The 17,118-nt window shown below is 69.9% G+C and carries 13 protein-coding genes; 6 read left to right on the forward strand and 7 right to left on the reverse strand.

Features of this window, described 5'->3' with window-relative positions; translation table 11 throughout:
* The first annotated feature begins 113 nt into the window (after positions 1 to 113).
* Positions 114 to 2,450 (forward strand): PhoX family phosphatase, encoded by a 2,337-nt coding sequence (locus tag D7X99_RS35430; RefSeq protein ID WP_147476363.1) that lies wholly within the window; start codon positions 114 to 116, stop codon positions 2,448 to 2,450.
* 42 nt (positions 2,451 to 2,492) lie between these two features.
* Positions 2,493 to 4,154, forward strand: a complete 1,662-nt coding sequence (locus D7X99_RS35435; protein WP_121781627.1) for a hypothetical protein — start codon at positions 2,493 to 2,495, stop codon at positions 4,152 to 4,154.
* 333 nt (positions 4,155 to 4,487) lie between these two features.
* Here D7X99_RS35435 and D7X99_RS35440 read toward each other — a convergent pair whose 3' ends face one another.
* From D7X99_RS35440 to cglC, 7 genes are all read right to left on the reverse strand, one after another.
* The gene (locus D7X99_RS35440; RefSeq protein ID WP_121781628.1) at positions 4,488 to 6,266 is read right to left on the reverse strand and encodes a GGDEF domain-containing protein; all 1,779 of its coding nucleotides are present in this window, start codon (positions 6,264 to 6,266) and stop codon (positions 4,488 to 4,490) included.
* Positions 6,267 to 6,404: 138 nt separating this feature from the next.
* Complete coding sequence (locus tag D7X99_RS35445; RefSeq protein WP_233613966.1) at positions 6,405 to 7,625, reverse strand: hypothetical protein; 1,221 nt, start codon at positions 7,623 to 7,625, stop codon at positions 6,405 to 6,407.
* A gap of 81 nt (positions 7,626 to 7,706) precedes the next feature.
* Entirely contained in the window at positions 7,707 to 8,183 is a 477-nt protein-coding gene (gene ybaK, locus D7X99_RS35450; protein WP_120581269.1) for a Cys-tRNA(Pro) deacylase, read from the reverse strand.
* A gap of 5 nt (positions 8,184 to 8,188) precedes the next feature.
* Positions 8,189 to 9,331 (reverse strand): 5-(carboxyamino)imidazole ribonucleotide synthase, encoded by a 1,143-nt coding sequence (purK, locus tag D7X99_RS35455; protein WP_121781630.1) that lies wholly within the window; start codon positions 9,329 to 9,331, stop codon positions 8,189 to 8,191.
* Positions 9,328 to 9,831: a 5-(carboxyamino)imidazole ribonucleotide mutase gene (purE, locus tag D7X99_RS35460; protein WP_169826215.1), complete on the reverse strand. Its 504-nt coding sequence runs from the start codon at positions 9,829 to 9,831 to the stop codon at positions 9,328 to 9,330. The genes purK and purE overlap by 4 nt, the downstream gene beginning before the upstream one ends.
* 169 nt (positions 9,832 to 10,000) lie before the next feature.
* Entirely contained in the window at positions 10,001 to 11,434 is a 1,434-nt protein-coding gene (locus D7X99_RS35465; protein WP_121781631.1) for a VWA domain-containing protein, read from the reverse strand.
* Between the two features lie 114 nt (positions 11,435 to 11,548).
* A complete protein-coding gene (gene cglC, locus D7X99_RS35470; protein ID WP_120600086.1) occupies positions 11,549 to 12,055 on the reverse strand; it encodes an adventurous gliding motility lipoprotein CglC in 507 nt (168 codons plus the stop codon).
* A gap of 270 nt (positions 12,056 to 12,325) precedes the next feature.
* Between cglC and D7X99_RS35475 the strand changes: the two genes are divergently transcribed.
* The 4 genes from D7X99_RS35475 to D7X99_RS35490 form a co-directional block, all read left to right on the forward strand.
* Positions 12,326 to 13,153 (forward strand): outer membrane beta-barrel domain-containing protein, encoded by an 828-nt coding sequence (locus tag D7X99_RS35475; protein ID WP_121781636.1) that lies wholly within the window; start codon positions 12,326 to 12,328, stop codon positions 13,151 to 13,153.
* A complete protein-coding gene (locus tag D7X99_RS35480; protein WP_121781632.1) occupies positions 13,150 to 14,040 on the forward strand; it encodes an outer membrane beta-barrel domain-containing protein in 891 nt (296 codons plus the stop codon). The genes D7X99_RS35475 and D7X99_RS35480 overlap by 4 nt, the downstream gene beginning before the upstream one ends.
* Positions 14,041 to 14,045: 5 nt before the next feature.
* Positions 14,046 to 16,088, forward strand: a complete 2,043-nt coding sequence (gene gltC, locus D7X99_RS35485; protein WP_121781633.1) for an adventurous gliding motility protein GltC — start codon at positions 14,046 to 14,048, stop codon at positions 16,086 to 16,088.
* A 111-nt stretch (positions 16,089 to 16,199) separates the two neighbouring features.
* A partial coding sequence (locus tag D7X99_RS35490) for an MFS transporter (protein ID WP_121781634.1) occupies positions 16,200 to 17,118 on the forward strand: 919 nt, incomplete at its 3' end.

A 17,118-nucleotide genomic window follows, 5' to 3' on the forward strand; every position in this document is an offset into this window, starting at 1 on the left:
AGAAGTGACGCGCTGCTCAAGATAGCGCCACGATTCCTCCGCAGGATTCGCGCCGCGCGTGAACGCCCCGACAGGGGGCCCGACGCGCGCGCCACCTTCTGGAGGATGCACGCATGGCTTCACGACTGTTGAGCCGCGCCACTGGCGCGATGCTCCTGCTTGGCACCGCGACGTGGGTGGGTTGCGAGGGAGCGCAAGGTCCCGCGGGCGCGGCAGGCCCCAAGGGCCAGGATGGGCAGGACGGTCAGGACGGCGCCCAGGGGCCGACGGGTGAGCCGGGCAATCCGGGCCCTGGCACCCAGGGACAGCCGGGGCCGGGCGCCACGGCGCGCGCGCCGGGCGTGGAGTCCAGCACGGCGCTGTCGTCCGTCATCGCCGTGACGTTCCGGGGAGACCTGGGCACGGGCGCGACCAACGTGGCGGAGTACGTGAAGGCGCGCGTGGAGCAGGTCGTCACGGGGAAGCTGCCCTCGCCGCTGGTGTTCCCGCTGTCGCCCGCGTCCACGGACACGGTGCGTTCGGTGCCGGGGCTGTATCCGACCACGGTCATCAAGTGGATGGATCCGCTGGCCTTCGCGAAGGGCGGGGCGCGCTTCGGCGCGAACGTGGACTACATCGCCTTCTTTGGTGACGGCTGGTCGCAGGACGGGCGCGCGCCGCAGTACCACGGGCAGGCCGCGGCCGGCTGGATGTGGATCAACCACGAGTACATCTCCGGCACGAAGCCGCGCGTGGGCACGGCGCCCATCGGACAGCATCTGGACTTCGCGCGCTTCCTGCGCAACACGGGCTCGCTCTCCAACACGGTGGCGGACGGCACGCAGTGGCAGGCGGACGCGCTCGTCTCCTACAACCGCGAATGGAAGAGGCAGGTGGGCGGCACCTGGATGCGAGTGGTGCAGGACCCCGCGACGGGCGGCTGGGCGGTGGACCGCAACGCGGCCAACGTGCGCTACGACGCCTCCAGCGCCACGCTGGCGAAGGTGGTGGGTGTGACGCTCTCTGGCGAGGAGCATGACGACTCCGGCCTGGCGCTGGCGGCGGGAGTGGTGCCCGGCACGCACTCCAACTGCTCCGGTGGCCAGACGCCGTGGGGCACGGTCATCGTCGGCGAGGAGAACGTCCAGGGCGTCTACGGCGATCCGGAGGCCGCGCTGTGGACGGGGAAGAACGACTGGATTCCAGCGGCGGCGGGCTTCGCTCCGGGGGCTCCGCTCGCGCCTGACTTCTCCGCGCCGGCGGAGGGCGACATGATCAGCGGGGAGCGCGACTCCTCGCACCTGAAGGACGGCTATGGCTACCTGACGGAGGTGGATCCGGGCCAGCCGGCGGACCTCTGGTACGGCAAGGACGCGGAGAAACCGGGCGCGGGTCACCGCAAGCTGGGCGTGATGGGCCGCGCGCACTGGGAGAACGCCACCTTCGTGGTGGACGCGGACTGGAAGCTGCTCGCGAACCAGCCCGTGGTCATCTACGGCGGCGATGACCGGCGCGGCGGACGCATCTTCAAGTTCGTGTCGCAGGGCAAGTACACGCCGGGGATGACGAAGGCGCAGGTGCGCGCGCTGCTGGACGCGGGCACGCTCTACGCGGCGCACTTCGCGGGCCTGGACAACGCGACGGGCGACACGCTGGTGGGCGGGGTGGTGCCCACGGACGCGGCGCCGGGCCATGGCCGGTGGATCCAACTGGGCCTGGACAGCGCGGACCTGGCACCGAACGGAGAGAGCTTCGGCAAGCCGACGCTCCAGGTGGGCGCGGCGCTGCGCGACGTGAACCACAACGCGATGGGCGGCTTCGTCAACGACGACCAGGTGCGCAAGCTGCTGTGGACGGCGGCGAACAAGGTGGGCGTGATGGAGCTCAACCGCCCCGAGGACACGGAGTGGAACCCGAAGGACCCCAGCGGCACGCCGCTGCTCTACGTGGCCTTCACCGAGCACGGCGACCCCACGGCGTTGGATCAGCAGGGCCGGGTGGCCACGGCCGAGCTGAAGGACGGCGCGTGGGTGAAGAGGGATCGCGGCGCGCAGGACAACCGCGCGGTGGACAAGGTGGGCTCCCTCTTCGCCATCCGTGAGGCGGATCCGGCGGCGCCCGCGGGTTCGCGCACGTTCGACTTCTTCCGAGTGTGGAAGGGAGAGGCGGCGGCCACCAGCGCGGCGCCGGAGTTCGCGGCGGCCAAGCCGGACAACCTGGTCATCGACCGCGAGGGCGGCGTGTGGTTCGGCACGGACGGCAACTTCGGGGTCAACAAGGTCGCGGACGGCATCTTCTATCTGGACCAGGCGCCCGCGCACCGTGACAGCCCCTACTTCCGCAAGGCGTTCCGGGTGCTCTCCATGCCGAGCGACGCGGAGGCCACGGGCCCGGCGTTCAACGCGGACATGACCAGCCTGTTCGTCAGCGTCCAGCACCCGGGCGAGGACAGCTTCAGCGTCTGGCCGTAGTCGTCGTTCCATTCGATGGTCCGCGAAGACGGAGCCTGGCGCATGCGTTCATCCGTGCTCGATGGGGTGCGAGGCCCCGTCTTCATCGTCCTGACGTTGGGGGCCTTCGCCGCGGCGGCGGGCGTGTGGCGTCTGCGCACGCCCGCCGAGGTGGAGGCACCGTTTGATCCGCTCGCGCAGGCCCTGGCGGCGGGGAGCCGGGTGGCCAACCGCGAGGCCCCGGTTCCGTCCATGTGTTACACGAAGACGGCTGGGGTCTCGAACCCGTGCTGGACGTGTCACACGGGCGGCGTTGGCAACAACGTGATGGCGGACGACTCGCTCCAGGCGGAGTACGCCTTCAGCGACGTGGGGCTGACGAACCACTGGACGAACCTCTTCACGGACCGGACGCGCGCGATGGCGTCCATCACCGATGACGAGGTGCTCGAGTACATCCGAGAGGACAACTACACGCCGCTGCGCGCCGCGCTCCTGGGGCGCGCGGAGGGCTACAAGGGCTGGGTTCCGGACCTGGACCTGACGCAGGGCTTCGACGCGGAGGGCTTCGCGAGGGACGGCAGTGGCTGGCGGGCCGTGCGCTACAAGCCGTTCCTGGGAACGTTCTGGCCCACCAACGGCAGCACGGACGACGTCTACGTCCGGCTCCCGAAGTCCTTCCAGAAGGATGCGCGCGGGCAGCCATCGCGAGAGGTGTACCGCTTCAACCTCGCGGTGCTGGAGGCCGCGATGACGGTGGACCCGGGCCTCCTGGACGTGAAGGGTGCGAGCCGCCGCGTGGAGCCGGTGGACGAGCGCGTGGGGAACATGGACCTGGATGGTGACGGCGTCCTGTCTCCGAGCGTGGAGCGAGTGCGCGGGTTGCCAGCGCATTACGCGGGAAGCGCGGCGGACGTGAAGGTGCGGCGGTACACGTACCCGAAGGGGACGGAGTTCCTGCACACCGTGCGCTACGTGGATCCAGACGCACCCGCGCTGCTGTCCACACGGATGAAGGAGCTGCGCTATTCGCGCAAGGACGAGGAACCGGCGGACGACCGCGTGCGGAACTTCTACGCGGAGGAGCAGGAGAAGAAGGTGCGCGGCCGGCTGCCCGCGTTTCCAGGCACGCCGGAGCTGGGGCTGATCAACGAATTCGGCTGGCGCCTGCAGGGCTTCATCGAGGACGCGAAGGGACGGTTGCGCCTCCAGACCCTGGAGGAGCACGTCTACTGCATGGGCTGCCACACGAACCTGGGAGTGACGGTGGACCAGACCTTCGCGTTCCCACGCAAGGTGCCGGGACGTGACGGCTGGCGGACCCAGGACCTGCGAGGCCTGCCGGACGTGTCGCAGGCAGGACACACCGCGCCAGAAACCGTGACGTACTTCGAGCGCGTGCAGGGGGGCGATGAGTTCCGTGCGAACGAAGAGTTGCTCACGCGCTTCTTCCCGAACGGAGTGCTGGACCTGCCAGCGGTCAGGCGCGCGGCACCGGGAGGAGACCGCGACCTCGCGTGGTTGGTGACGCCGTCACGGGAGAGGGCGCTCCAGCTCAACAAGGCCTACCAGGCGCTGGTGCGGGAGCAGGCGTTCGCGTTGGGACGGGACACGCTGCTGGCGCCGCCCGCGAACGTGCACAGCGCCGTGGAGAACGGATCCACCGAGTTGGAGGCTACGGGTCGCCTCTACACCGACGGCCGGTTGCACCTCACCTGGGAGTAGGGCGCGGCGCTCGCGAAGCGGTCTGTCGCGCAGCCGCCGCACCGCGTCCAGGAACGACGATCACCCGCCCCGGCTATCCAGGGTGCCCCCCGTCCGCCGGACGAGGCAAAACCTGTCGGACAGTCGGACAAGTTTCCGCCGCACGGGTGGCGCCGAGGTCCTTGGCCCGGTCCGCCCAACCTGTCGGACAGTCGGACAGGTTCGTGCTGAGTGCCGCTGGCGGGGTGTCCCGGTGGGGCCGGGGCATCCCCTTGGGCCTACAGGCGTGCCGTGTCGTTTCGGTGGGCTCGGACGGACGACCGCGCCTCACTCGGGACGTGAGGCACGGGCTGGCTACTTCACCGCGCCCGGCTGGAACAGGAACGTGCTCGTGTGCGTCTGCGCGGAGACGGCCTTCACGCGCTTTCGCAGGGCCGCGGCTACGGCGGACAGCTCCGCGGGGTGGGGGGTGGCGGACAGCCCCTGGTGGTCCACCGCCGCGAGGCTCAGCGTCACCGGCACCGTGTTGCCCGCCGCGTCCTTGGCCGTGAAGCCGCCGCGCCGCAGGTCCTCCGGACCGTAGAGCGGGACCTTCTCCGCGTCGAAGCGCTGGCAGAGCGTGCGCAACACCTCCGGCGCCACCGCGTTCGGACACACGAGCACGAAGTCGTCTCCGCCCACGTGGCCCAGGTTCGAGCCCTCCGGCAACAGGTGCAGGCACTCCGACAACACGCTCGCCGTGTAGCGGATCACCCGGTCGCCCTGGAGGAATCCGTAGCGGTCGTTGTACGCCTCGAAGTGATCCAGGTCCGCGTAGATGACCGTGAACGCACTGCCCTGGAGCGCGGCGCGGATCCACCGTTCGATCATCCGGCTGCCGGGCAAATCAGTGAGCGGATGCGCGCCCGTCGCCGCGTGCTGCTCCAGGTCCGAGGCTCGCGCGATGAGCTGCTTCATCGTCACCGTGCCCAGGAAATGGCCCTTCGCGTCCGTCACCACCACCGGGTCGTAGACGGACTCGGGCGGACGGCGCATCGCCATGCGCGCCAGCGCCGTGATGGCCGTCGCGTCCTCTACCACCATCGGCGCCTCGCGCGGCTCGTCCGGGAGCGCGGACTCCGTGCTGGCGGCGGTTCCTCCGAAGCGCGCGTAGAAGCTCCGCCGCGTCACCACCGCGTGCGGCTGCTCGCCGTCCAGCAGCACGACGTGGTCCTCGCCCGGCGTGCGGCGGAAGAGCCGGTCCAGCTCCACCGCCTGCGCCGTCACCGGCGCGCACGGCGGGCGGATGATCATGCTGCCCACCGTCTCGTCATCCTCGTGCTCGCGGTGGTGCAGGGCGCGGATGGCCTCGCGGCAACGCTCCGCGAAGTCCGCTCCCGGCCGCTGCGGCGAGCTCACGGGCCGCGCCAGCAGGTAGCCCTGCGCGTGCCGGATGCCCAGGCGCAGCAGGACCGCCAGCTCGTTCCACGTCTCCACGCCCTCGGCGATGAGCACCGCGTCCACGCGCTGCGCGAACGCCACCAGCGACTTCACCAGGTGCTGCCGGTACGTGTGCAGGTGGATGTCCCGCACCAGCGCCTGATCCAACTTGATGAAGTCCGGCGCGCTGTGCACCAGCGTCACCAGACCCGAGTGCCCCGCGCCGAAGTCGTCCAGCGCGATGCCGAAGCCCTGCTCCGAATACCGCCGCGCGAGCATGCGCAGCTGCTCCGTGTCCTCGAACGTGCTGCGCTCGGTGATCTCCAGCACCAGCTGCTGGGGACTCAGGCCGTGCTGACGCAGCAGCTCCATCGTGGACGCGCCGCCGAAGCGCTCGTCGCTCAGCACGTCCGGACTGACGTTGAAGAAGAAGGGTCCGCGCCGCTGTGCCTCCGGCAGCGTGGCGATGCGGCGCACCGCCGCGGTCCAGCACGCGCGCTCCAACTCGTAGGTGAAGCCCTCCACCCGCGCGCGGTTGAACAGCTCGTTGGGGGACTCCACCGGGCCCAGGCCTCGCGACAGCACCTCGTGGCCGAGGACTTCGCCGCTGAGAAGATCGACGATGGGCTGGAAGACGGTGGCGACCCTTGGCTCGTCACCGTTCCAGAGCCAGGGCGGAGGTGGTGCGGGCTTGCTGGGGGAGGGCAGGCTCATGGCTCCCGAAATGTACCGCGCTCCGGCTCAAGCTTCAGTCCCCCCCGACCACTCGGCAGGGCCAACATCGAAAACGGACGCTTGCCACGGGAGTCCCCCAGGGCCCGGGGCGGGGGGCCCCGTCAGCCTCCCCAGGGCTTATTCCCCCTGAATCCGCTGGATTTCCGGCACCTTGGCGCCCTCGGATTCTGCTGGTGACGGATCCACTGGGATCACCGGAGCCATGGTCGCCGCCGCCACCTGGGTCAGCGTGACCTGGGCCGCGACCGCGTCCATCGCCTGGCCTTCCTCTCCCTGGGCGGTCGAGAGGGCTCGGAACCGGCGGGCCAGCGAGGCCAGCTCCGCCGCCTTCAGCTGGGCCTGACCGCTGCGCAGGGACAGGAGCGCCACGCGCGCACGCTCCAGCAGGGCCACCTCCGCGCGCAGCCTCGCGAGGATTCGCTCGCGCCGCTGACGCATGTCTCCCAGCCGCTCCACCTCCTCCGCCAGCGACGCCGCCGCGGCCTCCAACTGCCGGCGCGCCACCACGTCCGTGCTCGCGCGGGCGCTGCGCTCCAGGCTGTCGCGCTCCGCCAGCAACTCCGCGGCGGCGCGCTCCTCCAGCTGCGCCTCCACGCCAGCCCACTCGGACGCCAGCTCCACCGCGCCCCGGGTGATCCGCGCCAGCGTGCGGGCCAGCTCCTCGCGCGCGGGCTCGCGGGGCAGCTTCGCCAGGGACTGACCGCATTGACGGTAGAGGGTCAGCGCGCGTTCGGACTGCGTGAGGAAGTCACCGGAGAGCTGGGGCAGCAGCTCCTCCGCGCGCGCCTCCACTGGATCCGCCGTCAGCCCCAGGTGCGCGGCGATGGCGCCCAGCCCCACGAAGAGCCCCACGATGCCGCCCACCACCGCCGCCGCCAGCAGCGTGGGCGTGGCCACGGACGCCAGCCGCACCGACAGGATGTTCGCCACCACGCCACCCGCCAGCGTGAGCCCCGCGCCCAGCACGGCGCCCAGGCCGTAGTGCACGAGCGTGGGGCGGGCCTCCGCGACCTGTCCCTCTTCGCCCAGGTCGTTGAGTCGGGAGCGCACCAACAGGGCTCCCGCGGCCGCGCCACTCGTGGCCACCGTCCACGCGGGCGACAGGCCCAGCCCATAGGGCAGCGCGACGAGCAGCAACCCCAGGCCGCTCAAGAGGCCCCGGTCCCACCGGTCGCCTCGCGCGCACGCCAGCACCACCGCCGCGGGCACCAGCCACGTCAGCGGCATCGGCATGCCCACGCGGAAGGACAGCCACTGCACCAGCCCCGCTCCGGCGCCTGCCGCCAGCGCGCGCGTGACGGTGTGCTCGAAGGCTTCGCGGTGGTGGAATTGCAACACGGCGGCATTCATCGGGACACCCCGGGAACGGCCCCCAAGGGCCGGGAATGTCCCTTCGAACGCGCGGCTCGCGAAAAGGGTCTACGCCTTCGGACGCGAAATGGGTCCCGGCTTGCCCTTCGTCACGCGGAGGTAGTCCGCCGGGGCGAGGACGATCTGCGTCCCGCGCACCCCGGCCGACACGGCGACTTCATCGAACAGCTCCAGCGTCTCATCCACGAAGACGGGGTAGTCCTTCTTGCCCCCCAGCGCGGTGACGCCGCCCCGGATGTAGCCGGTGAGCGGCTGCAATTCCTTGAGGGGGATGGTGTCCACCTTGCGGTCGCCGGACAGCCGCGCCAGGGCCTTCAAGTCCAGCTCCGCGTTGCCCGGCACCACCGCCATCAACACGCCGGTGCGGTCGCCCTTGGCCACCAGCGTCTTGAAGACCTGCTCCGCGGGCATGCCTACCTTCGCCGCCACCGTCTCCGCGGACAGGTCGTCCGGATCCACGTCGTAGTCGCGCAACGTGTACGCGATGCCGAGCGAGTCCAGGAGCCGGGCGGCGTTCGTCTTCATGGGCGTTACATCCCCAGGGCCGTGGCGGCGGCCTTCACGCGCTGGAGCGCGTCCTCGGGCGAACTTCCCACCGCGGACAGGTGGCCCATCTTGCGGCCCTTGCGCGCGTCCCGCTTGCCGTACAGGTGCAGCCGGACGCCGGGCAGCGCCAGCGCCTGCGCGAACCTGGGGCCGCCTTCCTGCAGCCACAGGTCGCCCAGCAGGTTCACGATGGCCGCGGGGCGCACCACCTCCACGGAGCCCAGGGGCAGGTTGCACACCGCGCGCACGGCCTGCTCGAACTGGCTCGTGAGGCACGCCACTTCCGTCGAGTGGAAGCTGTTGTGCGGCCGGGGCGCCACCTCGTTGACGAGCAGCGACCCGTCACCCAGCAGGAACATCTCCACCACCAGGAGCCCCTCCACCTTCAGCCCGGCGGTGATGTCGCGCGCCACCTGCGCCGCCTGCGTCAGCACGGCCTGGGGCAGCGGACCCGGCAACAGCGACCACGCGAGGATGCGCTCCTCGTGGTGGTTGAACGCGGGCGGGTACACCGCGAGCTGCCCATCCGGCCCGCGCGCCACCAGCACGGACAGCTCCGCCTTCAGGTCCAGCGCGGCCTCCGCCACCACGGAGCGCTCGCCCAGCTCCTTCCACGCGGTGCCCGCCTCGGAGGCCGACTTCACCTCGTACTGGCCGCGCCCGTCGTAGCCGCCCTCGCTGGACTTGATGAAGCACTTGCCGCCCAGCGCGGTGATGGCCGCGGACAGCTCCGCCTCCGAGTGCGCCTCGCGCCACGGGCCCAGCGGGAAGCCGCCCTTCGCGAGCCACGCCTTCTGCCGGCCGCGGTGCTGCACCACCTCCAGCACGGAGGCGCCGGGCCGCATGGGCGCGTGACGCGACACCGCGTTGAGCGTGGACAGCGAGACCTTCTCAATCTCCAGCGTCACCACGTCGCACTGGCGCGCCAGGTCCTCGGCCGCCGTCGTGTCGGAGAAGGACGCGGTGAGGCAGCGGTCCACCACGGAGCGGGACGGGCACGCCGAGTCCGGATCCAACGCCTGCACCTGGTAGCCCAGCGTGCGCGCCGCGAGCGCCATCATGCGCCCCAACTGGCCGCCGCCCAGGATGCCCAGCGTCCCGCCCGGCAGCACCATGGGGCCGCTCATCCCGCCACCTCGCGCTGCGCCAGCACTTCATCCGTGCGGGCCTTGCGCCACGCGGCCAGCCGCTCGCGCACCTCCGGGTACTTCAGCGCCAGGATGGCCGCCGCGTGCAGCGCCGCGTTGGCGGCCCCCGGCTTGCCAATGGCCTGCGTGCCCACCGGGACGCCCTTGGGCATCTGCACGATGGAGAGCAGCGCGTCGAAGCCGGACAGCACCGTGGTGGGCATGGGCACTCCCAGCACCGGCAGGAGCGTCTTGCTGGACACCATGCCGGGCAGGTGAGCCGCGCCGCCCGCCGCGGCGATGATGACGGACAGCCCGCGCGACTCCGCGCTGGACGCGTACTCCATCATCCAGTCCGGCGTGCGGTGCGCGGATACGATGCGCACCTCGTGTGGGATGCGCAGCTCGGCGAGGATGTCGATCGCCGGTTGCAGGTGCTCAAGGTCGCTCTTGCCGCCCATGATGACCCCGACCCACGGGGTGCTCGCGCTCGCCGCCATGCTTGTCCGCGCCTCCAGTGCGCCCTGCTTCCAGGGAGTGAAGCCTGGAAGAACGCGGAGATAGGGCCACGCGATTCCGGAGGTCAACCGCGAAGATGTGACGTCGCGATGGCGGGCGGGCAGGGAGGCGGGCGATGCCCCCTTGCATGCCCCTCGAAGCTCTGGAGTCTCAGTACGTCGAGCCCATGCGCCCGAAGCTCTTGAGCGCCTTCACCTTGCTGTTCTTCACCGCGGCCTTCTGGGCCTCATAGGAGTCCGCGTCGTCGTATTCCTGCATCGCGCGGGTCTGCTCGGCCTGATCCGCCGCCACCGCCGCCGCGCCCGCCACCGTGCCCGCCTCCATGAAGAGGGCCTGGTTCTGGGAGAGGTAGCCCTTGGCCTCGTCCTTCTTGCCCTGGCTCATGGCCTCCGCGGCCTTCTGGAGGTTCTGCGCGCTGCGGGCCCGGGCCGCGTACACCGTGGCCTCCTTGTCCTGGCGCTGGACGACCTCTTCCAGCACGTTGGTGGCCACCGCGGCCAGCATGGACTGGTCCTCCACGTTCTTCTGCACGAGCAGGTCCGTGTACGCGACCTTCAGCCCCGCCACCTGCACGGACTGGCCCGGCGCGGTGCCCGTCACGTGCAGCCGCGCCACCACGCGCTCCACCTGGCCCGCGGAGAAGTCCGGCAGCGCCACGCGCACGGTGTTTCCGGCCTGGTGGGCGCGGTAGCCCAGCACCTCGCCCAGCGTCGTGCCCGGGGGCAGTTCGAAGGACAGCTCCACGTTGCGTGCCACCGCGGTGGTGGCCTGCTGCAGGTCGCGCTGGAAGAGGGTGGACAGCTTGCTCGCGTCCTCCAGGAAGCCGTACGCGCCGGCGCCGTACTCCGCGAAGGACTGCATCAGGTCCTCGTTGAAGTCCGTGCCCACGCCAATGGAGCTCACCGTGATGCCGGAGGCGCGGATCTCCTTCACCACGTTCTTCAGGCCCTCCTCGTCGGACACGCCCTCCGTGGGCTGGCCGTCGCTCATCAGGATGAGGCGGTTCACCGTGGCCGTCCCGCCCATGGCGGACGCCAGCTGCGTGCGGCCCACGGACAGGCCCGCGCTGATGTTGGTGCCGCCGTCATCCCAGATGCCGTCGATGAACTGGAGCATCCGCTCGCGGTTGCCCGCGGTGGCCGGCAGGGACGGCAGGCTCTTCACGTCGCTGCCGTAGTGCACGATGGCCAGCCGGTCCTCGTCGCGCAGCAGCGTCACCAGGTGCCGCGCGGCCTGCTTCGCCTGCTGGAGCTTGTAGCCGCTCATGGACCCGGACCGGTCGATGACCACCGCCAGGTTCACCGGGCTGCGCTTCGCCCCGGGCACCTCCGCGCCGGTGAGGTCCACCGTCACGTACGTCTCCGAGGGGCCCACCGGCACGTACGGGTGCGACAGCCGGCTCGTCACCTGGAGGCTGCCCGTGGACGAACGCGGCCCCGGCGGCGGGACGGGCGGAGGGGGCGTGGGCGACGTCACGACGACGTGCGGCGTGGGCGGCTGGCCGCCCCCGCGGGGCATGCCCAGCACCAGCGCGGTGAGGGCGAGGCCACCAGCCAGGGCGAGGAACAGGACCGTACGATTCATGGCAGGGCTCCAAAGGCGTTTGAAACGCGGGCCCTGCCTTTACGAACGGGGGGCGCGAAAAGGTCTAACCCTTTCGCGCGAGGCGACTGTTCAGTGGGCTGTTCAGCCCGGACTTCAGTTGCCCTGGGCCGCCGGGACGGCGCCCGCGCAGAAGTAGGGCGAGTTGTTCTCGCCGAAGGTGCGCCGGTAGAAGGACTCGTCCGCGATGCGGATGGCGTCCAGCGTGTCCTGGTCCAGGAGCAGGGGACGGCACGTCATGCGCTCCTTGAGGCCCTCCTCCACGTCGTCCACGGTGCGGGTGATCTCGCAGCCCGTCGTGGTGCCCTGAATGCACTCCTTGCTGCAGTAGCCCAGGGCCGGCGCCTCCGGATCCTCGCTGCGAGGGCTCTGGTCGTCGCGCACGCAGATGAGGTCCTCGCACTCCAGCGAACCGAAGGAGATGAAGTCCTGATCCACCGCGATGTCCTTCTCCTTGACCTCCACCACCTCGCGGCCCTGCTCCTCCTGCTCCTGGGCCGTGGCCTTTCGCACCAGGTTGCACGGCTTGCCCAGCTCGGTTTTGACGTCGCAGCCTCCCAGCATCAGAGCGGCGGACAGGAAGAGCGCGGATCGCACGAACATCTTTGAGACCTCTGGGAAGGATGGAAGCAGGGCGCGTGGGGGAGGACGACGCCCGGAACCCGGGAACGGTAGCACACCACTTTCGCGCGCCAACCCCTGACCCGCGGGGCGTGAGCACAGTGGAATTGTGAAGGGATACGAGAGGAATACAGAGGAGGCAGGCGCATTCTGCTGGTTGATGGTTGGGAATACGGCCGATAGGATGGCGTGGCTGATGTCATGCTGCCTTCCGGTGGCAGTACGTTCCCTCCCCCCACGGAGCGCCCGGACTTGAACCGCCCCACGCTGCTGCTTGCGCTGAGCCTGATGTGGCCCGCGCTGGCCCCCGCCCAGAACCAGCAAGGCATGGGCCTCGATCTGACCGAGGACTCCCAGGCCAAGCCACCCGAAGAGAACCCCGCGCCGCCGCCGGACGAGGAAGCCCGTCCCGCGTCGCCGCCTGCCGCCACCCCGGCGAAGGACATCCCGATCGAAGCGCTGATGCCGCTCACGGACATCACCCAGGACGACCGGGTGAAGAGCGTTCAGCGCAAGGTCTATCTGAAGAAGGGCCGCCTGGAGATCTCACCGTTCGTGAGCATCTCCGTGAACGACCCGTTCTATTCGAAGTTCGGCGGCTCGTTGCGCGCGGCCTGGTACCTGTCGGACACGCTGGCCATCTCGGCGCGTGGCTCGCTCATCCAGGTCATCCCGTCGGATGACGTCCGCACGGCGAAGCGCACCTTCAACAGCAAGATCTACGGCTCCGTGCCGAACTGGTCCGCCATGGGCGACCTGGAGTGGGCGCCGCTCTACGGCAAGGTGTCCTTCCTGAACTCCATCCTCCACTTCGACGGCTACCTGCTGGGTGGCATGGGCGTGGTGAGGACGGAGACCTCCGCGCTGCCGGACCGCGGCCTCAACCCGGCGTTCGACCTGGGTCTGGGCATGCGCTTCGTCACCAAGGACTACCTGGCCGTCAACGTGGCCCTCATCAACACCTCCTACGTGGACCAGCCCCTGGGCAGCAGCAAGGGCGCCCTCCAGAACGTCATGACCCTCAACGCGGGCATCTCCATCTTCCTGCCCCTCAAGTCGACGGGGAGGGAGTCCGAATGAAGCCCGCCTTCCGTCTGCTCCTGACCCTGTGCGCGGGCGTGCCCACGCTCGCCGCCGCCGACCAGGCCCCCGCGCCGGCCGCCGCCGCTCCGGCCACGCCCGCTCCGGCTCCGGCGACCCCCGCGGCTCCGGCGCCGAAGACCGCGGCCAACTCCACCCCGCCCACCGGCTCGCAGGAGGAGGAGGCCGGCGACGTGTCGGAGGTGGACAAGGACGCCCTGGGGCCCCTTCGCGAGCGCATCCGGCCGGTGTCCGGCCACATGTTCCTCAAGAAGGGCCGCTTCGAGGTCAGCCCGTCCGCGTCCATCACCATCCGCGACGCGTTCTACAAGAAGTACATCTTCGGCGGCACCGTCACCTACTTCCCCATGGAGACGCTGGGCGTAGGCCTTCGCGGTGGCTACGCGCTGAACTCCGTGGCGGGCTCCGCGCAGATCTGCACCTTCACGCCGGGCGAGGACGGGGACACCCGCGGCTGCCGCGCGCCCACCAAGGGTGAGCTGGACGGGTATGCGCCCGGCCAGATGACGCTCACGGGCGGCGTGGACGTCCAGTGGGCGCCCATCTACGGCAAGCTGTCGCTGCTGGCGGAGAAGTTCGTCCACTTCGACATGTACGGCGTCGTGGGCGCGTCCGTCGTCCAGTACAAGGGGCCGGCGGAGTCGCTGACGGATGGCACGCCCGCCGCGGGCAGCAAGTCGTACCTCACGGGCGGCGGCAACGTGGGCGTCGGCCTGCGCTTCTTCTTCAACCGGTGGATGACGCTGCGCACGGAGCTGCGCGACATCATCTACGTGGAGAAGGGCCGGGATCCCACGCCCAACTACCTCCGCAACCAGATCCTGTTCGAGCTGGGCCTGTCCTTCTTCTTCCCCTCCGGTTCCTGAGACTCATGCGCACCCACCGGTTCCTCCGCCTCGCCGTCCTCGGGCTCACGCTCGCGTACACGGCCCCCACGCTGGCCCAGTCCTTCGAAGGGCTGGACCTGGCGGGCCAGTCGAAGAAGAAGAAGAAGGGGGCCTCGTCGAAGGCTTCCTCGAAGAAGAAGACCACCGTGAAGCGTGGCAAGGGCAAGACGACCGCCCCGGCCGAGGACGCGGACGAGTCCTCCTCCGACACCAGCGCGCCCGTGGGCAACCCCGCCACGCCGCCCGCCGCGGTGACGACGACGCCCGCGCCCACGGCCACTCCGGCCGCGCCCGCCGCGAAGCCCACGCCCGCCAAGCCGGCCGCGCAGGGCAGCCCCGGCCTGGGGCTGGACCTCACGGGTGACAACGACAAGCCGCCCGCGCCCACGATGTCGTTCGACGCGGTGGACGTGTCCGGCAAGACGGCGGACCGCCAGCGCCTGGACGCGGCCATCAGCCTGTTCAAGAACGACGAGTACGAGAAGGCCGCGATGGCGTCCCACGAGCTCTTGGGCGACCCCAAGCTCCAGGGCCTGCACGTCGAGGCGCGCTACGTGCTCGCCAAGTCGCTCTACCGCATGGGGCTGTACCACTCGTCGCTGGGCGAGTTCTCCAAGATCCTCGCCGCGGGCCCGTCCACGAAGTTCTTCAAGACGAGCCTGGAGTGGCTGTTCTTCATCAGCCGCAAGACGCAGAACGAGACGGTCATCCTGGATGAGATCGCCCGGTACGCGAACTACGAGTTCCCGGAGAAGTTCCGGAACGAGTTCCGCTACCTGCTGGCGCGCTACCACTTCGTGCGTGGCCGCGCGTTGGATCAGGTGGGCCAGACGGAGAACGCGGACAAGTCGTTTGAAGAAGTGAAGCGCCTGGCGCTGACCATCCCCCGCACGGACGTGTTCTACCCGCGCGCGAAGTACCTGGAGGGCCTGGCCTTCTTCCGCAACGGCACGAACCACAAGGACGCGGCGGCCAAGCGCGGCAACACGGACGTCATGGCGTCCGTGGAGGCCATGAAGGAAGTGGTGCGCCTCACCCGTCCCATGGCGGGCCGCTCCGGCGAGCAGGCGAAGCTGGACAAGTCGCTGCGCGAGCTGGCGTTCATGCAGCTGGCCCGTACGCACTACGGCATGCAGCAGAACCGCTTCTCCATCTTCTACTTGAACAAGGTGGAGCGCGGGAACACGCAGTGGCTGGAGGCGCTCTTCGAGTCCTCCTGGGCCAACTACCGCATCGGCCAGTACGAGCAGGCGCTGGGCAACCTCATCACCCTGTCGTCGCCCTTCTTCCGCGAGGAGTACTTCCCGGAGGCGCTCATCCTCAAGGCGGTCATCTATTACGAGAACTGCCGCTACCGGGAGTCCAACCTCATCCTCCAGGACTTCGAGCGCACCTACCTGCCCGTGCACGACGAGCTGGACGGGCTGGTGAAGAAGAACATGGACGCCTCCGAGTACTACACGGTGCTCGCGGACGTGCAGAAGAAGAACAAGGACGGCCTGGAGAAGAACGGCACGGACGTGCTCCTGGAGCGCATCCTGCGGCTGGCCCTCACGGATCAGGACCTGAAGAAGACCAACGACTCCATCCTGGAGCTCGAGGGTGAGATGGACCTGTTCTCCAACAAGGGCGACACGTTCAAGTACTCGGAGCTGACCAAGCAGCTGCTGGAAGAGCTCAAGGTCCAGCGCACCAGCCTCATCTCCAAGGCCGGCATCATGGCCAAGGGCAAGCTGGAGACGGAGCTGGGCGCGCTCAAGCTGCTGCTGGCCAACGGCCTGCGCATCAAGTTCGAGACGACCACCAAGGAGAAGGAGTTCCTGGAGGAGCAGCTCAAGGCGGGCGGCCGCACGGCCATCGTCAAGAAGTACAAGTACTCCGTGGCGGTGGCGGACGACCAGCTCTACTGGCCCTATGAGGGCGAGTACTGGCGTGACGAGCTGGGCACGTACCAGTACACGATGACCAAGGGCTGCATCGAGCGCGACACGGCCAACCGTCAAATCCAGTCCGCCGAGGCGATGTAGACGCCCAACGCTGAGAGTGGGATTCTTCCCGGCCGCCGGAGCGCCCCGTACGCGCGCTCCGGCGGTCTTGTCTTTTCCAACGGTCCCTCGAAGGGACGAGGGAGTGCGAAGTTGGCTCGGGAGGCGTCGCTGCGGGTGGTGTTCGGCATCGCCGTCCTGGACCTCATCGGGTTCGGCATCCTGATTCCGCAGCTGGGCGTGTACGGCGTGCGCTTTGGCGCTTCCCCCTTCGCGGTGGGGCTGCTCGTCGCGGTGTACTCGCTGATGCAGCTGGTGGCGGCGCCCATCATGGGGCGGCTGTCGGACCGGTTCGGCCGGCGGCCGGTGCTGCTCATCTCCCAGGTGGGCTCGCTGCTGGGCTACGTGCTGTTCGCCTTCGCGCACACGCTGCCCCTGTTGTTCCTGTCCCGCGTCATCGACGGGGTGTCCGGCGGCAACGTGTCCACGGCGCAGGCGGTGGTGGCGGACATCACCAAGCCCCATGAGCGCGCGCGGGGCATGGGCATCATCGGCGCGGCGTTCGGCCTGGGCTTCGTGCTGGGGCCCGCGCTGGGCGGCGTCCTGGGGGCGTGGGGCGGCAACCTGGCCATCGGGCTGTTCGCGGCCGGACTGTCCGCGCTGAACCTGCTCAACACCTGGTTCTTCCTGCCGGAGACGCGCCGGGCGGACTCGCCGTCCGCGACGACGCGCAGCATGCGGGGCGCCGCCGCCGCGTTGACGCTGCCCGTCGTGGGCCGGTGCGTGGTGCTGGTGCTGCTCTACACGGTGGCCTTCGCGCAGATGGAGGGCACCTTCTCCGTGTACCTGCTGACGCGCTTCCTGTCCTCCGGGCCGGTGCCGCTGGAGGGCGGGTGGCTGGTTCACGCGGTGCATCCGGACGCGTCCATCCTGAAGGAGGCGAGCCTGCGCTCCGGGGCGCTCTTCGCGGTGGTGGGCGTGCTGTCCGCGCTGGTGCAGGGCGGGCTGATGCGCCGGCTGGTGGCGGCCGGGCATGGCGCATCAGGCCATGGGGCGGCAGGTGCCCCGGGGG

The sequence above is a fragment of the Corallococcus sp. AB032C genome, assembly GCF_003668935.1.
In the GTDB taxonomy this organism is placed as follows: Bacteria; Myxococcota; Myxococcia; order Myxococcales; family Myxococcaceae; genus Corallococcus; species Corallococcus exiguus.

Bases quoted from the DNA above. Each gene is read 5' to 3' on its own strand.
- gltC (WP_121781633.1), top strand. From the start codon at position 14,046: ATGCGCACCCACCGGTTCCTCCGCCTCGCCGTCCTCGGGCTCACGCTC.
- ybaK (WP_120581269.1), bottom strand. From the start codon at position 8,183: ATGAAGACGAACGCCGCCCGGCTCCTGGACTCGCTCGGCATCGCGTAC.
- D7X99_RS35440 (WP_121781628.1), bottom strand. From the start codon at position 6,266: ATGAGCCTGCCCTCCCCCAGCAAGCCCGCACCACCTCCGCCCTGGCTC.
- D7X99_RS35435 (WP_121781627.1), top strand. From the start codon at position 2,493: ATGCGTTCATCCGTGCTCGATGGGGTGCGAGGCCCCGTCTTCATCGTC.
- purK (WP_121781630.1), bottom strand. From the start codon at position 9,331: ATGAGCGGCCCCATGGTGCTGCCGGGCGGGACGCTGGGCATCCTGGGC.
- cglC (WP_120600086.1), bottom strand. From the start codon at position 12,055: ATGTTCGTGCGATCCGCGCTCTTCCTGTCCGCCGCTCTGATGCTGGGA.
- D7X99_RS35465 (WP_121781631.1), bottom strand. From the start codon at position 11,434: ATGAATCGTACGGTCCTGTTCCTCGCCCTGGCTGGTGGCCTCGCCCTC.
- D7X99_RS35430 (WP_147476363.1), top strand. From the start codon at position 114: ATGGCTTCACGACTGTTGAGCCGCGCCACTGGCGCGATGCTCCTGCTT.
- purE (WP_169826215.1), bottom strand. From the start codon at position 9,831: ATGGCGGCGAGCGCGAGCACCCCGTGGGTCGGGGTCATCATGGGCGGC.
- D7X99_RS35480 (WP_121781632.1), top strand. From the start codon at position 13,150: ATGAAGCCCGCCTTCCGTCTGCTCCTGACCCTGTGCGCGGGCGTGCCC.